Origin of the sequence: Mesorhizobium sp. B4-1-3 (assembly GCF_006439355.1) — a bacterium.
GTDB lineage: Bacteria > Pseudomonadota > Alphaproteobacteria > Rhizobiales > Rhizobiaceae > Mesorhizobium.
The window spans coordinates 69,321-88,240 of sequence record NZ_VFTG01000019.1; the positions used below are offsets into that span (position 1 = coordinate 69,321).

The following is an 18,920-nucleotide window of genomic DNA, read 5'->3' on the forward strand; positions in this document are numbered from 1 at the left end:
TCTGACGCAGAACGGGAGTTGCGCATGAAAATCGGCTTCATCGGACTTGGTGTCATGGGCGCTCCGATGGCCCGGCATCTCGCCGATGCCGGGCATGAGATCGTCACGGCCCTTAATCGCTCCCCTCTTCCAAAGGACCTGAAAGCAACGGTCGCCGCCTCCCCTGCCGAGGTGGCGCGGATGTCCGAGGTCGTCATCACCATGCTCCCCGACACGCCCGACGTAGAGCGCGTCCTGCTCGGGCGGAACGGCGTGCTGGAAGGAGTCTCGGCCGGCAAGCTGGTGATCGACATGAGCTCGATCAGCCCGATCGCCACCGCCGAGTTCGCGGCAAGAATCAGGGAAGCAGGCGCCGGCTATCTCGATGCGCCGGTCTCCGGCGGCGAGGTCGGAGCCAAGGCGGCCAGCCTCACGATCATGGCCGGCGGGCCGGCCGCCGAGTTCCAGCGGGCGCTGCCGATCTTCGAAAAGCTCGGCAAGAACATCACGCTGATTGGCGAAAAGAACGGCGACGGGCAGACCTGCAAGATCGCCAACCAGATCATCGTGGCGCTCAGCATCGAGGCGGTCGCCGAAGCGCTGGTCTTTGCCAGCAAGGCCGGTTGCGACCCGGCCAAGGTGCGCTCTGCGCTCATGGGCGGCTTCGCCTCTTCGCGCGTGCTCGAGGTGCATGGCGAACGCATGATCGCCCGCAGCTTCGCGCCGGGCTTCCGTATACGGCTGCACCAGAAGGACCTTAATCTCGCGCTTGAAAGCGCACGCACGCTCGGCGTGGCGCTGCCAAGCACGGCGCTGGCGCAGCAACTGATGAACGCCTGTTCGGCACAGGCGGGCGGCGCGGAGGCGGATCATTCGTCACTCGTGCAGGCCCTCGAAACCCTGAGCGATCACGAACTGTCAAACGGAAAGGAATAACCGATGCGCGGAACCGGCAAGGCCGATGTCTTCGTCATGCTGGCCCACCCCGTGGGTCATGCGAAGAGCCCTGGAATCTTCAACGAGATCTTCGAGCAGAAAGGGCTCGACAGCCTGATGGTGCCGCTGAGCTGCCGTCCGGAGGATTTCGATACTTTCTGGGCCGGCATTACCGCGGCGGAAAACATCCGCGGCGTGATCATCTCGGTGCCCTACAAGGTTCCGGTCTTCCACAAATGCGCGGCCGCCCATGATCGCGCCGCGCGGGTGCAGAGCGCGAATTCCGTGCGCCGGCAGGCGGATGGCAGCTGGTATGCCGACAATTTCGACGGCGTGGGCTTCATCGAGGGGCTGAAGGCGGGCGAGCACCGGATCGCCGGCAAGCGCATCCTCCAGGTCGGCGCCGGCGGCGCGGGCGCATCGCTGACTTACTGCCTTGCCGAAGAAGGCGCGGCGGAAATCCGTTTGACCGATATCGACAAGGGGCGCGCGCAAAGACTCGCTTCGCTGGTCAACAAGTCCTTTCCCAACTGCCGTATCGAGGTCGGCGAAGCCGATCCATCCGGAATGGATATGGCGATCAATGCCACGCCATCCGGGCTGAAGGCCGGTGATCCATTGCCGATGGATGTGAGCAAGCTGACGCCGAACATGACCGTGGTCGACATCATCATGGAGCCGGCCGAGACGCTGCTGCTCAAGGCGGCGAAGGAGATCGGCTGCCGCATACAGCCGGGACGGCCGATGATGGATTTCCAGGTCGAGGCCATGGCCGAATTCTTCGACATCGAGCGGAAGGACCGCCGCAATGGCTGACGCAACGACCGCCGTCGTCATCGGCGGCACGTCCGGCATCGGCCGCGCGATCGCAGAGCGCTTCGCCGAAGAAGGCTATGAAGTGGTCGTCGCCGGCCGCGACACCGTCCGTGGCAAGGAAGCCGCGAGCGCGTGCGAAAGCATGGGCGCGCCGCGCACCCTCTTCGTCCAGGCCGATGTCGCCGACCCCGCCTCGGTCGAAGCGCTGGCGCAAGCCGTCGGCGATGCCTTCGGTACGCCGCATGCCGTGGTCAACTGCGCCGGTATCCTGCAGAGCGGCAAGCACGTCCTAGACCAGGACCTCGCCGAGGACGAGCGGATGTGGCGCATCAACTACCGCGGCACGCTGCTTGGCTGCCAAGTGTTCGGGCGGCTGATGTCGGCCGCCGGGCGCGGCGCGATCCTCAATGTCGGCTCGCTCGCCTCCTTCGCGCCGCTGTCGCTGCCGGCCTACACGCCCGGAAAGCACGCGGTGCTGGCGCTGACGCAGATGCTTGCGGCGGAGCTCGGCCCGCGCGGCGTTCGCGTCAATGCCGTGGCGCCGGGCTACACGCTGTCGGACGGACTGAAGGCGAAGATCGCCAAGGGCGAACGCAATCCGGAAGCGATCCGGGCTACGACCGCGCTGCGCCGCTTCGTCGAGCCGTGCGATGTCGCCGAGGCGGCGTTGTTTCTCTGCTCAGACCGAGCGGCCTCGATCACCGGCGTCACACTTCCGGTCGATGCCGGCTGGCTTGTCCAGGCACCCTATGCGCAGTACCTGCAGGGCAACCCCATTCGGCAAACGCCGGCAATCTGAGAGGCATACCGTGGGCGATATCCAGCGCTTCGACTTCGACACCCGCATCCATCACGGCGTCATCCACAACGGCACGCTCTACCTCACCGGTCAGGTGGCGAGGCCAGGCCAGTCCGCGGCCGACCAGATGCGCGAGGTGCTCGGCAAGATCGACGTGCTGCTTGCGAAGGCCGGCACCGACAAGACCCGCATCCTCCACGTCCAGATGTGGCTGGACGACGTGCGCGATTTCGACGAGGTGAACACGGTGTGGGACGGCTGGATGCCGAAAGAGCATGCGCCGGCGCGCTCCTCCGGCGAAGGCCGGATGGCCAAGCCCGGCATGCTGGTCGAACTCATCGTCACCGCGGCGGTTTGAATGGTCTTGCCGGTTCGGGCATCATCCCGAATCTGAACTTGGACGGAAGAACCTGAATGACGAAGCGCAAGCCGCTTTCCACCATGTTGGCGGAGAGCCTGGCCGAAAAGATCCGCTCCGGCGAGTTGCAGCCCGGCGCGCAACTGCCGACCGAGGCGGAGCTTTGCGCCGAATATGATGTCAGCCGCACCGTCGTGCGCGAGGCGGTGGCGCGGCTGCGCTCGGAAGGTATGGTGGTGCCGCAGCAGGGACGCGGCATGTTCGTCAGCGAAACGCCGACCCCGCGCAATTTTTCAATTCCCGACGAGGCGCTGCGCACGCTGCCGGAAACCATCGCGCTGCTCGAATTGCGGTTGAGCGTCGAAGTGGAATCCGCGGGGCTCTGCGCGGAACGCCGCACCGACAAGGAAGCGCGCGCTATCCGTGTCATGATGGACGATATCGACGCCCGGCACGCCGACCCCGCCGCCGTCCAGATTCATTACGATTACGATTTCCACCTCGCGATCGCCAAGGCGGCGCGCAACGAGTTCATCCACGGCTTTCTCGCCTATCTCGGGCCGATGATCGTGCCGCGTTTCCAGCTCGGCTATGTGGTCGAGCCGGCGCTCAAGGACAGCTACTACGCGCGCATCCACGGCGAGCACAAAGCCATCGTCGACGCTATCGAAAGGCAGGACGCAGGCAAGGCCCGGCAAGCCATGCGCAAGCATCTGCAGAACAGCCTGGGTCGCGTGCGCGCGCTGGCGAAGGCGTCGGGGATCGAGGCAACGGACGCCGAGCAAAAGGCCGCGGCGGCTTCGCTCTTCACGAGCATGAAAAGACCGCTGCCGACAGGGACATAGGCCTCGAGCCTGAACACGCAAACCATCACACGGTTGCGAAAGCCATGTTTTGCTTCGCCTGGCGGCCGGATTCTGCTCTATCGCCGTTAAAGGCACTGTTTTTCTTTGGTTTGCGGCCTCACCAATCACGCGTGCGGCACGGAACGTTTCGGGCCCCGAAAAACCATTTCGAAAGTTTATCTTTCCTTTTTGCTGCTTTTCTTGGTTTCGCGGCATCGGCCCAAGCCGCAAACTGAGCATCAAGCAATCGGGGAAGACCTGCGTGACGACAGCCTTCATCACAGGTGCGACGAGCGGCATAGGGCGCGCCATGGCGGTCGCCTTGAGCGATGCCGGCTACGAGGTCTATGCGGTCGGTCGCAGCAAGGCGGCGCTTAAAGAACTGCAGGCCGAACGCCCAGGCATCGTACCGATCGCCGTCGACGTCACCGATCGCGAAGCGCTGGAATCGGTGTTGGCGGGCCTCAGCATCGACGTCTTGATCAACAATGCCGGCATCATGCCGCCGCTCGGCAATTTCGCCGACATGAAAATCGCCGATATCGACACCACGCTGGAGGTGAACCTCAGCGCGGCAATCCTGCTCACCCGGCTCGTCGTGCCGCAGATGCGCGAGCGGCAGTCCGGACACATATTGTTTACGGGCTCGGTCGCGGGCCACGCGGTATTCTCCAACATCGCCGTCTATGCGGCCACCAAGGCCGCCATCTCCGGTTTTGCCGGCGCGCTGCGCGCCGACCTCTCCCCATCCGGCATCCGCGTCACCGAGATCGTCGCCGGCCGTGTCGAGACGCAGCTCTACCAGGACATCCTCGACGCCAAGGCTCGCGAAGCCATGTACGCCAGCAAAGTGGTGCAGCCGGATGACGTGGCCAGGATGGTCGTCGGCGTGCTCGCGCTCCCCGCATGGGCCGACGTTACCCGTTTCGACATCATGCCGACCTGGCCAACCTCGCCCAGCGGCACCAAGTAAGGAACACTGGAATGAAGGATCTTTCCGTTCTGATCGTTGGCGGGGGCGCCGGCCTCGGCGCGCTTCTCGCCCGCATGGCCGTGGAGGCCGGCGCGGCAAAGGTCGGCATCATCGACATCAACAGGGACGCAGCCGAGGACGCGCTTGCGCCCGCGAAGGCCAAGGGCCTGCCGACGGCGGCCGCGACCTGCGACATCCAGGTCGGCCCGCAGTGCCACGCCGCCTTCGATGCAATCGTCGCGAAGCTCGGGCGCGTCGACACGCTGATCAACTGCGCCGCGATCTATCCGCGCCGGCCACTGCTCGAAATCACCGACGCCGAGTGGGACGCCTCCAACGGCATCAACATCAAGGGCACTTACCACATGATGGTGGCGGCGGTTCGCCACATGCAGGCGCAGGAGCCGAAAGCCCAGGTGCGCGGCCGCATCGTCAACCTGACATCCGTCGACGCCTTCAAGGCGCATCCACAGAACGCGCACTACGCGGCCACCAAGGCAGCCGTCGTCAGCCTGACGCGCTCCTTTGCTCATTATGTCGCCAAGGACGGGATCCTGGTGAATTCCGTCGCCCCCGCCGGCATGGCCACGGAGAAAGCCAAGGCGCTCGGCTTCCTCGAGGAACTGGCCAAGGCGAGCCCGCTCGGCCGCGGCGCCGAGCCGACCGAAATCGCCGAATGGGTGCTCATGACCGGTGGGCCCAAGAACACCTATATGACCGGCGAAAACGTCATCGTTTCAGGCGGTTACATCTACGCCTGACCACTTCGCCAGCCGGGGGCGGCTGACATCCAGCAGTGCATGACCGACGGAGTCTCGAACGAAAGGAGGCGGAATTCACCATGACCGGCAAGCTTCGCCTTCCCTCGCTCAACGCTCTGCGCGTCTTCCACGCGGTCGTGCAGCACAAGAGCTTCCGACAAGCAGCGGATGAGCTCTTAGTCACGCCGCAGGCGGTCGGCCAGCAGATCAAGCTCCTGGAAGACACGCTGCAGGTGACGCTGTTCGAACGCAAGGGCCGATCGATCGAACTGACCGAGTCGGCGATCCTGCTCTCGCACTACGTCAAGGCCGGCTTCGACGAATTCTCCGAAGGCGTGCGCCGCGTCACCAAGTCGAACTACCGCGACCGCATCAACCTCAATGCCAGCCCCTATTTCGCCACGCATTATCTGTTGCCGAGGCTTTCGCTCTTCCGCGAGATCCTGCCGGGCGCGGACCTTCGCCTGACCACGATGGTCGACCTGCCCGATTTCGGGCGCGACGACATCGATATGACGGTGCAGTGGGGCTACGGAAACTGGCCCGACTACGAGACCACGCTGCTGGTGCCGGACCCGAAGATCATCTGCTGCACGCCGGCGATCGGCGAAAAGATAAAATCGGCGCAAGATCTTACGCGGTTCACACTGCTCGACACGGTCAAGTCGAAGCGCCTGTGGCCCGACATATTGCGCCACCTCGGAGTGGAGCTGACGGAGGGCGACCGCAGCGTCAGCTTCGACGATGCGGCGACCATGCGCCGGGCCACCCTGCAAGGCATCGGCGTGGGCCTGGTCTCCGTCATCGACGCCGAAGAGGATTTCCGGTCGGGGGCGCTGGTCGCGCCGATCGGCCGGGATGCCATTGCAGATATGAAGCCGGAGGAAGTCCCCGGCTTTTACCTCGTCGTCCCGCGCGGGCATCTGCGCGTGAAGGCGGTGGCCGCGCTTCATCGCTGGCTCGTCCAGCAGGATTGGCGAAGCGATCTCAAGATTTCCCTGCCGAAACCGACCCCGCTTTCCGACTAGCAGGCGGGCTTCGAGACCGAGCGCCGCAAGGCATCTTGCGGCGCTCCAACAACAAGAAACGAAATAACCTCAACAGTGGAGACAACAACATGAAAATGATCAAATGGGGGGCCGCTGCCATGGCCCTTGGCCTCGTGCATTTCGCGGCGCCGGCCGAGGCGGCCGGCGGCAAGACGCTGGAGACCGTGAAGGCGCGCGGCGTGCTCAACTGCACCGGCCATGACGGCTCCTATCTCGGCTTCGCCGAAGTCGACGACAAGGGTAACTGGAAGGGCATGGACATCGACCTTTGCAAGGCCGTGGCGACCGCCGTGTTCGGCGATCCGGCGAAGCTGAAGGTCGTGCCGATCAGCTGGGCGCAGCGCTGGCCCTCGCTCCAGTCGGGCGACGTCGACATCATCATCAAGGCCTCCGGCGGCACGCTCAGCCGCGACACGGAGCTCGGCCTGCAATTCTCCAATTCGTATTATCTCGGCACGACCAAGGTGATGGCGCATAAGGAGCTCAACCTGAAGTCGCTCAAGGACGCCAATGGCGGCACGATCTGCATTCCCGCCGGCACCTCGCAGGAGCAGCAGGTCGCCGCCTACGCCCAGAAGCTCGGCATCAAGCTCGAGCCGGTGCTGATCGAAAAGACCGAGGAGCTCGAGCAGGCCTACTTCTCCGGCCGCTGCGATCTCTACGCGCAGTGGGGGCCGACACTCGCCATCGCCCGCATCGCCAAGAGCAAGGTTGAGGACCATGTCATCCTGCCCGACGTGCTCGCCGTCGAGCCAGAGGTCATGATCATGCGCCAGGGCGACGACAACTGGGTCGACATCGCCAACTGGACGTTGAGCACCCTGACCTTCGCCGAGCAGGAAGGCATCACCTCCAAGAACGTCGACGAGATCAAGGCCAAGCCGACCTCGCCGCAGGTGGCGAAATTCCTCGGCGTCACGCCCGGCATGGGCAAGGGCCTCGGGCTTTCGGACGACTGGGCCTACAACGTGATCAAGAAGGTCGGCAATTACGGCGAGATCTTCGAGCGCGATCTCGGCAAGGGCTCGCCATACAAGATGGATCGCGAGCTGACCAATTTGTGGAACAATGGCGGTGTTCTGTTCCCGCTGGTGATCGATTGATCCCCTTGGTGATCGACTGATCCCCTTGGTGATCGATTGATCCGTTCCTAACGCATCCGCTTTGAGCTCCGCCCGGCTGCCTGCCCGGCGGAGCCGGCGCCAATTCGGGAAGATCCTGATGGTCAGCCTGCTGAGAAATCAGAAGGTCCGCAACGCGCTGTTGCAGGCCCTTTATGTCGGCTCACTCGCCGCGACGGTCCTTGCCTGCGTGATGATCGCCCGGCGCAACCTCGCCGAGCAAGGCATCACCTCCGGCTTCGACTTCCTGTTCAAGTCGACTGGCTGGGATGTGAACTTCTCGCTGCTGCCGGCCACCGCCAACGATCCCAATTGGTGGTTCTTCCTGATCGGCATCGTCAACACCCTGTTCCTCGGCACCACCGGCCTTGTCCTGGCAACGATCGTCGGCACGATCGTCGGCCTGGCACGGACTTCCTCGAACGAACTGGCGCGGCTGCTCGGCCGCACCTATGTCGACATCTTCCGCAACATTCCGCTGATCCTGCAGGTCTTCTTCTGGTACGCTTTGATCACGCATCTGCCGACGCCGCGCGCCGCGCATGAAGCCTTCGGCATGCTGCTAACCAGCCGCGGCCTCTACGTGCCGGTGCCTAATGTCGGCGGAACGGCGCTGGCCGCAGCGATGCTTGCCGTCATCGCTGCAATCGCCTTTCCGGTATGGCTGGGTCGAACCCCTCGCCTCAATCAGCCGTTTGGTGAACGCTCCACTATCCAGCTCGCCAGCGCGGCGGGGGCACTGGCCTGCGCCGCCATCCTTCTCGCGGTCGGCCGCCTGCCGGACCTGCCGCTGCTCGACTTCCCCGCCTTGCAAGGCCTCAACCTCAAGGGCGGCCTGCGCATTCCGCCGGAGTTCTCCGCCCTTGCCGGCGCCATCGCCATCTATGGCGGCTCCTACATCGCCGAGATCGTGCGCGGCGGCTTCAAGGCGGTCGGCAAGGGTCAGATGGAGGCGGCGCTTTCGCTGGGCCTGAGCCCCTGGCGCGTCTTTACCCAGGTCAGGCTGCCGCTCGCGCTTCGCGCCATGCTGCCGATCCTCGCCAACCAGTATGTCTGGCTGATGAAGGCGACGACCATGGGCATTGCGGTGGGCTTCACCGATTTCTTCATGATCGTGGCGCTGACGATCAACCACTCGGGCCAGACGCTCGAGGTGATCGGCATTCTGATGGCCGGCTTCCTCGCCATCAATCTCAGCCTCGCCGCGGTGTTCAACCGCATAAACAAGGCCATCGCCCTGAAGGGCAATCAATTGAGGGGATGACAGAGATGGAGATTGTCGTTGTCGCTCCCCCTGCCCCGGGCAGGCTCGAAGACCTGAAGCGCCGCTTCTTCGCGACGCCGCTTCAGACGTTGCTGTCGCTGATATCCCTGACGATCATGGCCCTCATTGTCTGGAAGCTGCTCGACTGGGCCGTCTTCTCGGCCGTGTTCACCACGACCGGCGGGCCTGAGGCCTGCCAGGCGGCGGCCGGCGCCTGCTGGTCGGTCATCGCCGCCCGCTGGCGCATCATCCTGTTCGGCCTCTATCCGTTCGAGGAGCAATGGCGCTCCGCGCTCGCCTGCGTCAGCGTGGTGGTCATGACGGTGTTGAGCTGCATGCCTGCCTTCTGGACCGGCCGCCGCATCGCCCTCGTCTGGGGCGCAGGAACAGGCCTCTACTACGTGCTGATGAAGGGCGGTGTGCTCGGCCTGCCCTATGTCGGCGAGGAGGCCTGGGGCGGACTGGCGCTCACCCTCTTCATCTTCGTCACCACCTGCCTGATCGGCTTCCCGCTGGCGATCTGCCTGGCGCTGCTGCGCCGCTCGGACCTGCCCTGGATATCGCGCACTACCGGTCTCATCATCGATGGCGTCCGCTCGCTGCCGTTGATCTCGATCCTGTTCACATTTGCCGTCGTGCTGCCTTTCGCCCTGCCGCAGTGGCTGCAGGGCGACAAGCTCTACCGGGTGATCCTGGGCTCCGCCCTGTTCTTCTCCGCCTATCAGGCCGAGATCGTGCGCGGCGGCATGCAGGGTGTTCCCGCAGGACAGGAAGAAGCCGCCATGGCGCTCGGGATGAGCTATTGGCAGCGCATCGGCCGCATCCTCCTGCCGCAGGCGATGCGCAACGCATTGCCGGCGACGATCAACCAGTTCGTCATCTCGTTCAAGGAGACGTCGCTGGTCGTGATCGTCGGCTTCTTCGAGATCCTGGCCTCCGGCAACGCCGCCTACGGCACCGGCGAATGGCGCTTCGCCTATGTCGAGGTCTATGCCTTCATCGCCTTCATCTACTTCGTCTTCGTCTTCAGCTTGTCCCGCTACGGCGCTTACCTCGAGCGCCGGATGGCGGTCGGCGAGCGGTAGGAGGCGCGCATGGATTCCACGCTCCCGTCCGGCCCGGCCGTGCATATCGAAGGCCTCGACAAACATTACGGGTCGTTCCACGCGCTGCGAAAGATAAACCTCTCCGTCGATCGCGGCGAAAAGATCGTCATCTGCGGTCCGTCAGGCTCCGGTAAATCCACCCTGATCCGCTGCATCAACCGGCTCGAACAGCATGATGGCGGCCGTATCGCCGTGCTCGGCACCGAGCTCAACGACGACGTCGGCAATATTGACGGGATCGGGCGAGAAGTCGGCATGGTTTTCCAGCACTTCAACCTGTTCCCGCACATGACGGTGCTGGAGAACTGCATGATCGCGCCGGTAATCGTGCGCAAGCGGCCGCGCGCGGAAGCCGAGACGACGGCCAGGCGCTTTCTGGAGAAGGTCCGAATCCCCGAGCAGGCGATGAAGTTCCCGAGCCAGCTTTCCGGCGGCCAGCAGCAGCGCGTCGCGATCGCCCGCGCGCTCTGCATGCAGCCGCAGATCATGCTGTTCGACGAGCCGACCTCGACGCTCGACCCGGAGATGATCGCCGAGGTGCTGGACGTCATGGTGACGCTCGCTTCCGAGGGCATGACGATGATCTGCGTGACCCATGAAATGGGCTTCGCCCGCCGCGTCGCGGACCGAGTGATCTTCATGGACGCAGGCGAAATCGTCGAGGAGGCGCCGCCGGAGGCGTTCTTCACATCCTCCCGAAACGAGCGAACACGTCAGTTTCTGTCGCAGGTGCTGGGTCATTGAACGGCATCCCGAGAGATGCAAGGTTCCGCGCGCAGCACATCAGCAGGAATTTCAATGACCGACCCTATAGTCGCCTTGCGCGAGATGCTCGGACCGAAAGGCTGGCTTTCGGACGATGATGCCCAACCCTATCGGCGCGATTGGCTCAACCGTTATGGCATCCGGCCCTTGGGCGTCGGCCGCCCCGCCAACACAGCGGAGGTGGCCGCGGTCGTCAAGGCTTGCCGGCAGGCAGGATTGGCAGTCGTGCCGCAAGGCGGCAACACGGGCCTGTGCGGCGGCGCCGTCGCCGAGCAGCCCGACGCGGTGATCGTCTCGCTGTCGCACATGACGAAAATCGGCGAACCGGATCCGGAGAGCGGCTCGATCGCAGTTGAGGCAGGCGTCGTGCTCGCCTCCCTGCACGAGGCGCTGGAGCCGCATGGCCTGATGTTTCCCATGCATCTCGGCGCCGAAGGCAGCGCCAGGATCGGCGGCCTGATCGGCACCAACGCCGGCGGCAGCCATGCGTTCCGGTATGGCATGATGCAGGATCTGATCCTCGGGCTCGAGGTCGTGATGGCGGATGGCACGGTGTGGGACGGGATGCGCGCGGTGCAGAAGGACAATGCAGGCTATCAGCTGCGCAAGCTGTTCTGCGGTTCGGAAGGCACGCTCGGCATCGTGACGCGCGCGATACTCAGGCTCTATCCCACGCCAAAGCAGCAGGCGAGCGCGCTGCTGGTGATGTCCGATTTCCCCGCCGCCGTGTCGTTCGGCGCGTTTCTGCGCGGCGAGGCAGGAGAATTCCTGGCCGGCCTTGAATTCTTTTCGGATGTCGGCCTGACGCTCGCGCTGAAGCATCTGCCGGATCTAGCCTATCAGTTGGAGACGCGCGGCGACGTCTATCTGCTCGTCGAGATGGCGTCGGGCTCGGCGCGGGTTCCCCTCGACGAGATTCTGGCCTCGGCGCTGGAATGGGGCATGGAGCAAGGGCTGGTCGTGGATGGCGCGCTGGCTAGTTCGGGCGTGCAGCGGGCGCAGTTCTGGCGCCTGCGCGAGGAGCAGCCGGAAGGGCAGCGGTTGGAAGGCGAGCAGTTGAAGCACGACATCTCCGTGCCGCCGGGCGCGATCGCGCGCTTCATCGAGGCGGGCGCGAAGCTATGCCACAACATTCTTCCGGGCGTGCGGATCAACCCGTTCGGCCATCTCGGCGACGGCAACATCCACTACAATCTGTCGCCGCCGGAGGGCCGCGCCGATTTCGATCGGAAGGCGGAGGCATTCGCCGAAGCGCTGGCCGCTTTGGCCACCGAGATGGGCGGTAGCTTCGCGGCCGAGCATGGGCTCGGCCGCGCCAAGATCGCCATGGCCGATCGGAATCGCAGTTCCAGCGAGCGCACCCTCATGGCGCAGCTCAAGCGCGCATTCGATCCGTCGGGCACGATGAACCCCGGTGTTCTGACGCGGATTTCATAGCAAAGAAAAACTTTCGTATAGATCGCATTTCTTGATTTCGCGTCGGCCGGCCACAGTGCAGGTATAAATCCGAAGGGCAGGCTCGGTCCGCCTGCCGGCTTGAGAGGATGTCGAAGCATGGTCCGCAATGGCGGTCGCCTTCTTGTCGAGTGCCTGATCGCCTTGGGCGCTAGCAAAAGCTTCGGCGTTCCCGGCGAAAGCTATCTCGCCGTTCTCGATGCGCTGCACGATACCAAGGGCAAGCTGGACTATGTGCTTTGCCGCAATGAAGGCGGCGCGGCCTTCATGGCTTCCGCCTACGGGAAGCTGACAGGCATGCCGGGCGTCTGCTTCGTCACGCGCGGGCCGGGTGTCACCAATGCGAGCATCGGCGTGCATACGGCGATGCAGGACAGTTCGCCGATGATCCTGTTCGTCGGTCAGGTCGGCACCGACATGAAGGGCCGCGAAGCCTTCCAGGAGATCGACTACCGGGCAGTGTACGGAACGGTCGCAAAATGGGCGGTCGAGATCGACGATGTCGCGCGTATCCCGGAGATCGTGGCGCGGGCCTGGACGACGGCCTTGACCGGAAGGCCCGGCCCCGTCGTGGTCGCGCTGCCGGAAGACATGCTGACCACCGCGACCGAAGCCGCGCCGCTCAACGGCCCTGCTTCGATCTTCGAAGCCGCTCCCTCGCAGGACGCCATCGCGTCAGCGTTCGAGATGCTGGCTGCGGCGGAGAGGCCGGTGCTGCTCATGGGCGGCGCCAACTGGACGGCGGATGGACGCGCCGCGCTCCAGGCTTTTGCCGAGGCTTCCGACATCCCCGTCGTTGCCGCCTTCCGCTACCAGGACCAGTTCGACAACCATTCGCCGGTCTTCGTCGGCGAGGCTGGTGTCGGCATGGTGCCGCATGTCAAGAACCTGATCCGCGATGCGGACGTCATCCTCGCCGTCAATGTCCGCTTCGGCGAGATGACGACCGACGGTTACACGCTGCTCTCCGTGCCCGTGCCACGCCAGAAGCTGATCCATGTGCACGGCTCCGACCGCGAGATCGGCAAGATCTATGTGCCGGCGTTCGGCATCCATGCCGGCCCGAATGCCTTTGCCAAGGCGCTGACGCCGGTGAAGGGTGGTTGGGCCGAGTGGCGCGCTGTGGCGCGCAAGGCCTATGAAGGCGCGTTCGTGGCACCTGTGCAGCCCGGCCCGGTCGACATGGTGGCGGTCAGCGCCTGGCTGCGCGAGGCCTTGCCGGCCGACGTCATCCTCACCAACGGCGCCGGTAATTTCACGGTATGGCCGAACAAGTTCTTCAAGTTCGGGCCTAAGGCGCGGCTGCTTGCGCCGCAATCCGGCGCCATGGGTTACGGCCTGCCGGCGGCGATTGCCGCCAAGGTTGCGTATCCGCAGCGCACGGTCGTCTGCTTTGCCGGCGACGGCGACTTCCAGATGAATTGCCAGGAACTCGGTACCGCCATGCAGGCGGGGGCGCAGCCGATCGTGCTGATCATCAACAACGGCATCTATGGCACCATCCGCGCGCATCAGGAGCGCAACTATCCGGCCCGCGTCTCCGGCACCTCGCTGGAGAACCCCGACTTCGTGGCGCTGGCCAAGGCTTACGGCTTCCACGCCGAGCGCGTCGAGGCGACACAGGATTTCGCCGCGGCATTCGAGCGGGCGCTGAAATCCGCGACCGGCGCCGTCCTCGACATCGCCATCTCGCCTGAAGCGCTGACGCCGCGCCAAACCCTCTCCCAGATGCGCGACGCCGCGCTCGCTTTCCAGAAGGCCAAGGCATGACTTCCAGATCAGACGATATCCGCCTTGGCGCCGACATCGGCGGCACCTTCACCGACATCGCCCTCGATGTCAGGGGAGAGATGTTCTCGACCAAGGTGCTGACCAATTATTCCGCGCCCGAACAGGCGATCCTCGACGGCATCGACGTGGTCATTCGCGATGCCGGCATTTCGGCCGCCGATATCGGCATCATCATCCACGGCACGACGCTCGCCACCAATGCGCTGATCGAACGCCGCGGCGCCAAGACGGCGCTGGTTACGACCGAAGGTTTTCGCGATGTGATCGAGATGCGGACGGAAAACCGCTTCGAGCAATACGATCTCAACCTGCAACTGCCCACGCCGCTGATCCCGCGCGAGGACCGTTTTACCGTCAAAGGCCGCATCGGCGCCGAAGGCCAGGAACTGCAGCCGCTCGACGAAGCAGCCCTGGAGGAAATCGCCGATCGCATCGCGGCCGGCAGTTTCGGCTCGGTGGCGGTCGGCTTCATCCATGCCTACGCCAATCCCGACCACGAGCGCCGCGCCCGTGAAATCCTTGCTCGCAAGCTCAGCATCCCGATTTCGATCAGCGCCGAGGTCTCGCCGCAAATGCGCGAGTTCGACCGCTTCAACACGGTCGCAGCCAACGCCTATGTGCGGCCGCAGATGGCCGACTACCTCGCGCGCTTGCAGACACGGCTGAAGGACATGGGAGCCGAATGCCAGGTCTTCATGATCCATTCCGGCGGCGGCCTGATCTCGGTGGAAACGGCTTCGGAATTCCCGGTGCGGCTGGTCGAATCCGGCCCGGCGGGCGGCGCCATCTTCGCCGCCGACATCGCCCGGCGCTTCGGCCTGGAAAAGGTCGTTTCCTACGATATGGGCGGCACCACTGCAAAAATCTGCCTGATCGAGGATTTTGCGCCGCGTACGGCGAGAACGTTCGAAGTGGCTCGCACCTATCGCTTCTCCAAGGGCTCGGGCATGCCGATCTCCATTCCGGTGATCGAGATGATCGAGATCGGCGCCGGCGGCGGCTCCATCGCCTGGGTCGACGCCATGGGCCGGATCCAGACCGGGCCGGAAAGCGCGGGCTCGGAACCCGGCCCGGCCTGCTACGGCCGCGGCGGCAAACGCCCGGCGATCACCGACGCCGACCTGGTGCTCGGCAAGCTCGATCCGCACAATTTCGCCGGCGGCGCGATCAAGCTCGATACGGCCGCGTCGGAACAAGCGATCCTGCGCGATGTCGGCGAACGCCTGTCGCTCAACGCCCTCTCGACCGCCTTCGGCATCTGCGAGGTGGTGGACGAGAACATGGCCAACGCCGCCCGCGTCCATGCCGTGGAGAACGGCAAGAACATTTCCGACAATCTGATGATCGCCTTCGGCGGCGCCGCCCCGCTGCACGCGGCGAGGCTCTGCGAAAAGCTCGGCATCGACCAGTGCATCGTGCCGCGCGGCGCGGGCGTAGGCTCGGCGATCGGCTTCCTCAAGGCGCCGTTCGGCTACGAGGCGCTGGCCTCTAAGCTAACGCGCCTGTCGCGATTCAAGCCGGCCGAGGTCAACGCGCTGCTCGCCGATCTCAAGGCCTCCGCCGAAGGCTTTGTGCGGACCGGCTCCAGCGGCCGGATCGTCTGCGAGATCACCGCCTTCATGCGCTATGCCGGCCAGGGCTGGGAAATCCCCGTGCCGCTGGCAGACGAGCCGTTCGGCGACGATGCCGTCGCCAAGCTCAAGGATCTGTTCGAGACCAGTTATCAGCGCTTCTTCGGCCGCGCCATCGACGGGCTCGACGGGCTCGAGATCGAAATCGTCACCTGGTCGGTCAAGGCGACGGATGTACGGCCCGCCGTCGAACGGCACGAGCTCACCACCGGCAAGAAGACCAGCAAGCCGACAACGACCCGCGAGGTGTTCGATCCGGTCAGCGGCGCGCCGCGGAGCTATGGCATCGTCGAGCGCGATACGCTCTGCACGGGCGATCGCATCGCGGGACCTGCCGTCATCGTCGAGCGCGAGACATCGACGGTCGTCACCACCAGCTTCGATGCCGTCATCCAGAGCGACGGCGCGATCCTTCTGACCCGCAAAGGCAGCCAGGCATGAGCGACCCAGGTAAGAACAGCATCGGCGAAATCCGCATGCAGGTCATGTGGAACCGGTTGATCTCGGTGGTCGAGGAGCAGGCGCTGACCTTGCTGCGCACCGCCTTTTCGACCTCGGTGCGCGAGTCCGGCGATCTATCGGCGGGCGTGTTCGACCCACGCGGCCAGATGCTGGCGCAGGCGGTCACCGGCACGCCCGGCCACGTCAACACCATGGCCGAGGCCGTTCTGCATTTCATGAACGCGATCCCGCGCGAGCAGATGTTCGAGGGCGACACCTATGTCACCAACGATCCGTGGCTCGGCACCGGTCACCTGCACGACATCACCATGGTGTCGCCGTCCTTCCTGAACGGCGAGCTTGTCGCCTTCTTCGCCTGCACGGCGCATGTCGTCGATGTCGGCGGCCGCGGCTTCGGCGCCGACGGCAAATCGGTCTATGAGGAAGGCATCCAGATCCCGATCATGAAGTTCGCGGAAAAGGGCAAGGTCAATCTCGATCTCGTCCGCATCCTGCGCGCCAATGTCCGCGAGCCCAACCAGGTGATCGGCGATTTCTATTCGCTTGCGGCCTGCAACGAGGTCGGCCATCGCCGCCTCGTCGACATGATGAAGGAGATCGGCCTCGCCTCGCTCGACGGGCTCGGCGATTTCATCTTCTCGCGCACCCGCGACGCCATGCTCGAGCGCATCGAGGCGCTGCCGAAGGGAAGCTGGTCGAACGAACTGGTGACCGACGGCTACGACGAGCCCGTGAAACTTGCAGCGACAGTTTCGGTTCGCGACGATCATGTCGAGGTCGATTTCACCGGCACCGACCCGATGAGCCGCTGGGGCATCAATTGCCCGATCATCTACAGCAAGGCCTATGCCTGCTACGCGCTGAAATGCATGGTGGCGCCCGACATCCCGAACAACGCGGCATCGCTTGCCTTCTTCACCGTGACATCACCGGTCAACATCCTCAACGCCGTGCGACCGGCGCCGGTGGCGCTCAGGCACATCTTCGGCCACATGGTTCCCGACCTGGTGCTGGGCGCCTTCGCCAAAGCGCTGCCCGGAAAAATCCTTGCCGAAGGCGCCGGCGCGCTATGGAACATCCATATTTCGGCGAGGCCCGTTGCCGGCGCGTCTGGCCGCCGGGCGGAAGTGCTGATGTTCAACTCCGGCGGCATGGGCGCCCGCCCCGAGCTCGACGGCCTGTCGGCGACTGCCTTCCCGTCGGGCGTGCACACGATGCCGATCGAGGCGACCGAGCACACCGGCCCGATCGTCATCTGGCGCAAGGAGCTGCGGCCCAATTCCGGCGGCGACGGCGAATTCCGCGGCGGCCTTGGACAGATCATCGAGATCGAGGCGACCGAAGGCCACGAGTTCGATTTCTCGGCCATGTTCGACCGCGTCAACCATCCGGCGCATGGGCGCAACGGCGGCAAGCCCGGCGTCGCCGGCGTCGTCAAGCTGGACGACGGCACCAGGATGCGGCCGAAGGGCTGGCAGCATGTGCCTGCGGGGCGCCGGCTGATCCTCGAACTGCCGGGCGGCGGCGGCTATGGCGATCCGGCCAGGCGCAGCGCCGCCGCGCGTGCCAACGACCGATCCAAGGGATACGTCACGGAGAACGACCGATGAGCTATGTTGCCTCGCGCCTGTCGGCGGTCAAGCCCTCGGCCTCGATGGCGGCCTCGCAGGCCGCCAAGGCGCTGCGCGCCAAGGGCGTCGACGTGATCGATCTCGGATTGGGCGAGCCCGATTTTCCAACGCCGCTGCACATCATCGACGCCGCCCATTTCGCCGCGAAGGCCGGCCAGACGCTCTACACCGCCGCAGCCGGCACGGCCGAAGTGCGCGAAGCGGTGGCCGGAAAATTCCGCCGCGAGAACGGGCTGGACTACACGGCCGACGACATCGTCGTGGCCAACGGCGCCAAGCAGATCATCTTCAACGCGCTGATGGCGACGCTGGAAATCGGCGACGAGGCGATCCTGCCGGCGCCCTATTTCGTCTCCTACCCCGAAATGGTGAAGCTGCTCGGCGGCACGCCGGTCGTCTTGGAATGCCCGGAAACCAGCGGGTTCCGGCTGACTCCGGCGCTGCTCGAAAAGGCGATCACGCCGAGGACGAAGTGGCTCTTCCTCAACATGCCGGGGAACCCGTCCGGCGCGGTCTATTCCGAGTCCGATCTCAAGGCGCTGGGCACTGTGCTGGCCAAGCATCCGCAGGTGTTGATCCTCTCCGACGAGATCTACGAGCACATCCTCTTCGACGGGCGCGAGTTCGTCTCCTTCGGCAAGGCCTGCCCCGAGCTCAGGGACCGCACGCTGATCGTCAACGGCGTCTCGAAATCCTATGCCATGACCGGCTGGCGTGTCGGCTATGCGGCCGGACCGGTGCCGCTGCTCAAGGCGATGTCGACGATCCAGAGCCAGTCCTGCACATCCGTATGCTCGATCGCGCAGGCGGCGACCGTCGCCGCGCTCAACGGCCCGCAGGACGAGGTCGCACGTTTTCGCCAGGCTTTCGAGAGGCGCCGCGACCTGGTCGTCGACGGCATCAGCAAGATCAACGGACTGACGCTGTCGCCACCGGAGGGTGCCTTCTACGCCTATATCGGCTGCGCCAGCCTGATCGGCCGCAAGACGGCCAGGGGCGTCGTTCTGGAGGACGACGCGGCCGTAGCGAACTATCTTCTCAACGAAGGGAGGGTGGCGTCGGTGCCCGGCGTCGCCTATGGACTGTCACCCTATTTCCGCATCTCGACCGCAACCAGCGAAGAGGTGCTGACCGAAGCGATCTCGCGCATCAACGCCGCCGTCGCGCAAGTGGAGTAG

At 64.8% G+C, this 18,920-nt stretch carries 17 protein-coding genes; all 17 read left to right on the forward strand.

Features of this window, described 5'->3' with window-relative positions; translation table 11 throughout:
• Window positions 1–24: 24 nt before the first annotated feature.
• The 17 genes from FJW06_RS21635 to FJW06_RS21715 all read left to right on the forward strand — a co-directional run bounded on the left by FJW06_RS21635 (window position 25) and on the right by FJW06_RS21715 (window position 18,920).
• Window positions 25–915 carry a 2-hydroxy-3-oxopropionate reductase gene (locus tag FJW06_RS21635; protein ID WP_140754278.1) on the forward strand — a complete coding sequence of 297 codons (891 nt, stop codon included), beginning with the start codon at window positions 25–27 and terminating at the stop codon, window positions 913–915.
• A 3-nt stretch (window positions 916–918) separates the two neighbouring features.
• Window positions 919–1,731, forward strand: coding sequence for a shikimate dehydrogenase (locus tag FJW06_RS21640; protein WP_140754280.1), 813 nt, complete (start codon window positions 919–921; stop codon window positions 1,729–1,731).
• Entirely contained in the window at window positions 1,724–2,530 is an 807-nt protein-coding gene (locus tag FJW06_RS21645) for an SDR family oxidoreductase (protein ID WP_140754282.1), read from the forward strand. The genes FJW06_RS21640 and FJW06_RS21645 overlap by 8 nt, the downstream gene beginning before the upstream one ends.
• A 10-nt stretch (window positions 2,531–2,540) precedes the next feature.
• Window positions 2,541–2,888, forward strand: coding sequence for a RidA family protein (locus FJW06_RS21650; protein ID WP_140754284.1), 348 nt, complete (start codon window positions 2,541–2,543; stop codon window positions 2,886–2,888).
• Between the two features lie 56 nt (window positions 2,889–2,944).
• Window positions 2,945–3,733: a FadR/GntR family transcriptional regulator gene (locus FJW06_RS21655; RefSeq protein WP_140754286.1), complete on the forward strand. Its 789-nt coding sequence runs from the start codon at window positions 2,945–2,947 to the stop codon at window positions 3,731–3,733.
• A gap of 262 nt (window positions 3,734–3,995) precedes the next feature.
• Window positions 3,996–4,706, forward strand: coding sequence for an SDR family oxidoreductase (locus tag FJW06_RS21660; RefSeq protein WP_140754288.1), 711 nt, complete (start codon window positions 3,996–3,998; stop codon window positions 4,704–4,706).
• An 11-nt stretch (window positions 4,707–4,717) separates the two neighbouring features.
• Window positions 4,718–5,467, forward strand: a complete 750-nt coding sequence (locus FJW06_RS21665; protein ID WP_140754290.1) for an SDR family oxidoreductase — start codon at window positions 4,718–4,720, stop codon at window positions 5,465–5,467.
• Window positions 5,468–5,547: 80 nt separating this feature from the next.
• A complete protein-coding gene (locus tag FJW06_RS21670; RefSeq protein ID WP_140754292.1) occupies window positions 5,548–6,495 on the forward strand; it encodes a LysR substrate-binding domain-containing protein in 948 nt (315 codons plus the stop codon).
• An 89-nt stretch (window positions 6,496–6,584) separates the two neighbouring features.
• Window positions 6,585–7,619: an amino acid ABC transporter substrate-binding protein gene (locus FJW06_RS21675; RefSeq protein WP_140754294.1), complete on the forward strand. Its 1,035-nt coding sequence runs from the start codon at window positions 6,585–6,587 to the stop codon at window positions 7,617–7,619.
• A 118-nt stretch (window positions 7,620–7,737) separates the two neighbouring features.
• The gene (locus FJW06_RS21680) at window positions 7,738–8,901 is read left to right on the forward strand and encodes an ABC transporter permease subunit (RefSeq protein ID WP_140754296.1); all 1,164 of its coding nucleotides are present in this window, start codon (window positions 7,738–7,740) and stop codon (window positions 8,899–8,901) included.
• 5 nt (window positions 8,902–8,906) lie between these two features.
• On the forward strand, window positions 8,907–9,986 hold the full coding sequence (locus FJW06_RS21685; protein ID WP_140754298.1) for an amino acid ABC transporter permease: 1,080 nt from the start codon (window positions 8,907–8,909) through the stop codon (window positions 9,984–9,986).
• A 9-nt stretch (window positions 9,987–9,995) separates the two neighbouring features.
• A complete protein-coding gene (locus FJW06_RS21690; protein ID WP_140754300.1) occupies window positions 9,996–10,751 on the forward strand; it encodes an amino acid ABC transporter ATP-binding protein in 756 nt (251 codons plus the stop codon).
• 54 nt (window positions 10,752–10,805) lie between these two features.
• Window positions 10,806–12,209: an FAD-binding oxidoreductase gene (locus FJW06_RS21695; protein ID WP_140754302.1), complete on the forward strand. Its 1,404-nt coding sequence runs from the start codon at window positions 10,806–10,808 to the stop codon at window positions 12,207–12,209.
• A gap of 117 nt (window positions 12,210–12,326) precedes the next feature.
• Window positions 12,327–13,997 (forward strand): thiamine pyrophosphate-binding protein, encoded by a 1,671-nt coding sequence (locus FJW06_RS21700; protein ID WP_140754304.1) that lies wholly within the window; start codon window positions 12,327–12,329, stop codon window positions 13,995–13,997.
• The gene (locus FJW06_RS21705; protein ID WP_140754306.1) at window positions 13,994–16,090 is read left to right on the forward strand and encodes a hydantoinase/oxoprolinase family protein; all 2,097 of its coding nucleotides are present in this window, start codon (window positions 13,994–13,996) and stop codon (window positions 16,088–16,090) included. Before FJW06_RS21700 ends, FJW06_RS21705 begins: the two co-directional genes overlap by 4 nt.
• The gene (locus FJW06_RS21710) at window positions 16,087–17,721 is read left to right on the forward strand and encodes a hydantoinase B/oxoprolinase family protein (RefSeq protein WP_140754308.1); all 1,635 of its coding nucleotides are present in this window, start codon (window positions 16,087–16,089) and stop codon (window positions 17,719–17,721) included. The genes FJW06_RS21705 and FJW06_RS21710 overlap by 4 nt, the downstream gene beginning before the upstream one ends.
• Window positions 17,718–18,920, forward strand: a complete 1,203-nt coding sequence (locus FJW06_RS21715; RefSeq protein ID WP_140754310.1) for a pyridoxal phosphate-dependent aminotransferase — start codon at window positions 17,718–17,720, stop codon at window positions 18,918–18,920. Before FJW06_RS21710 ends, FJW06_RS21715 begins: the two co-directional genes overlap by 4 nt.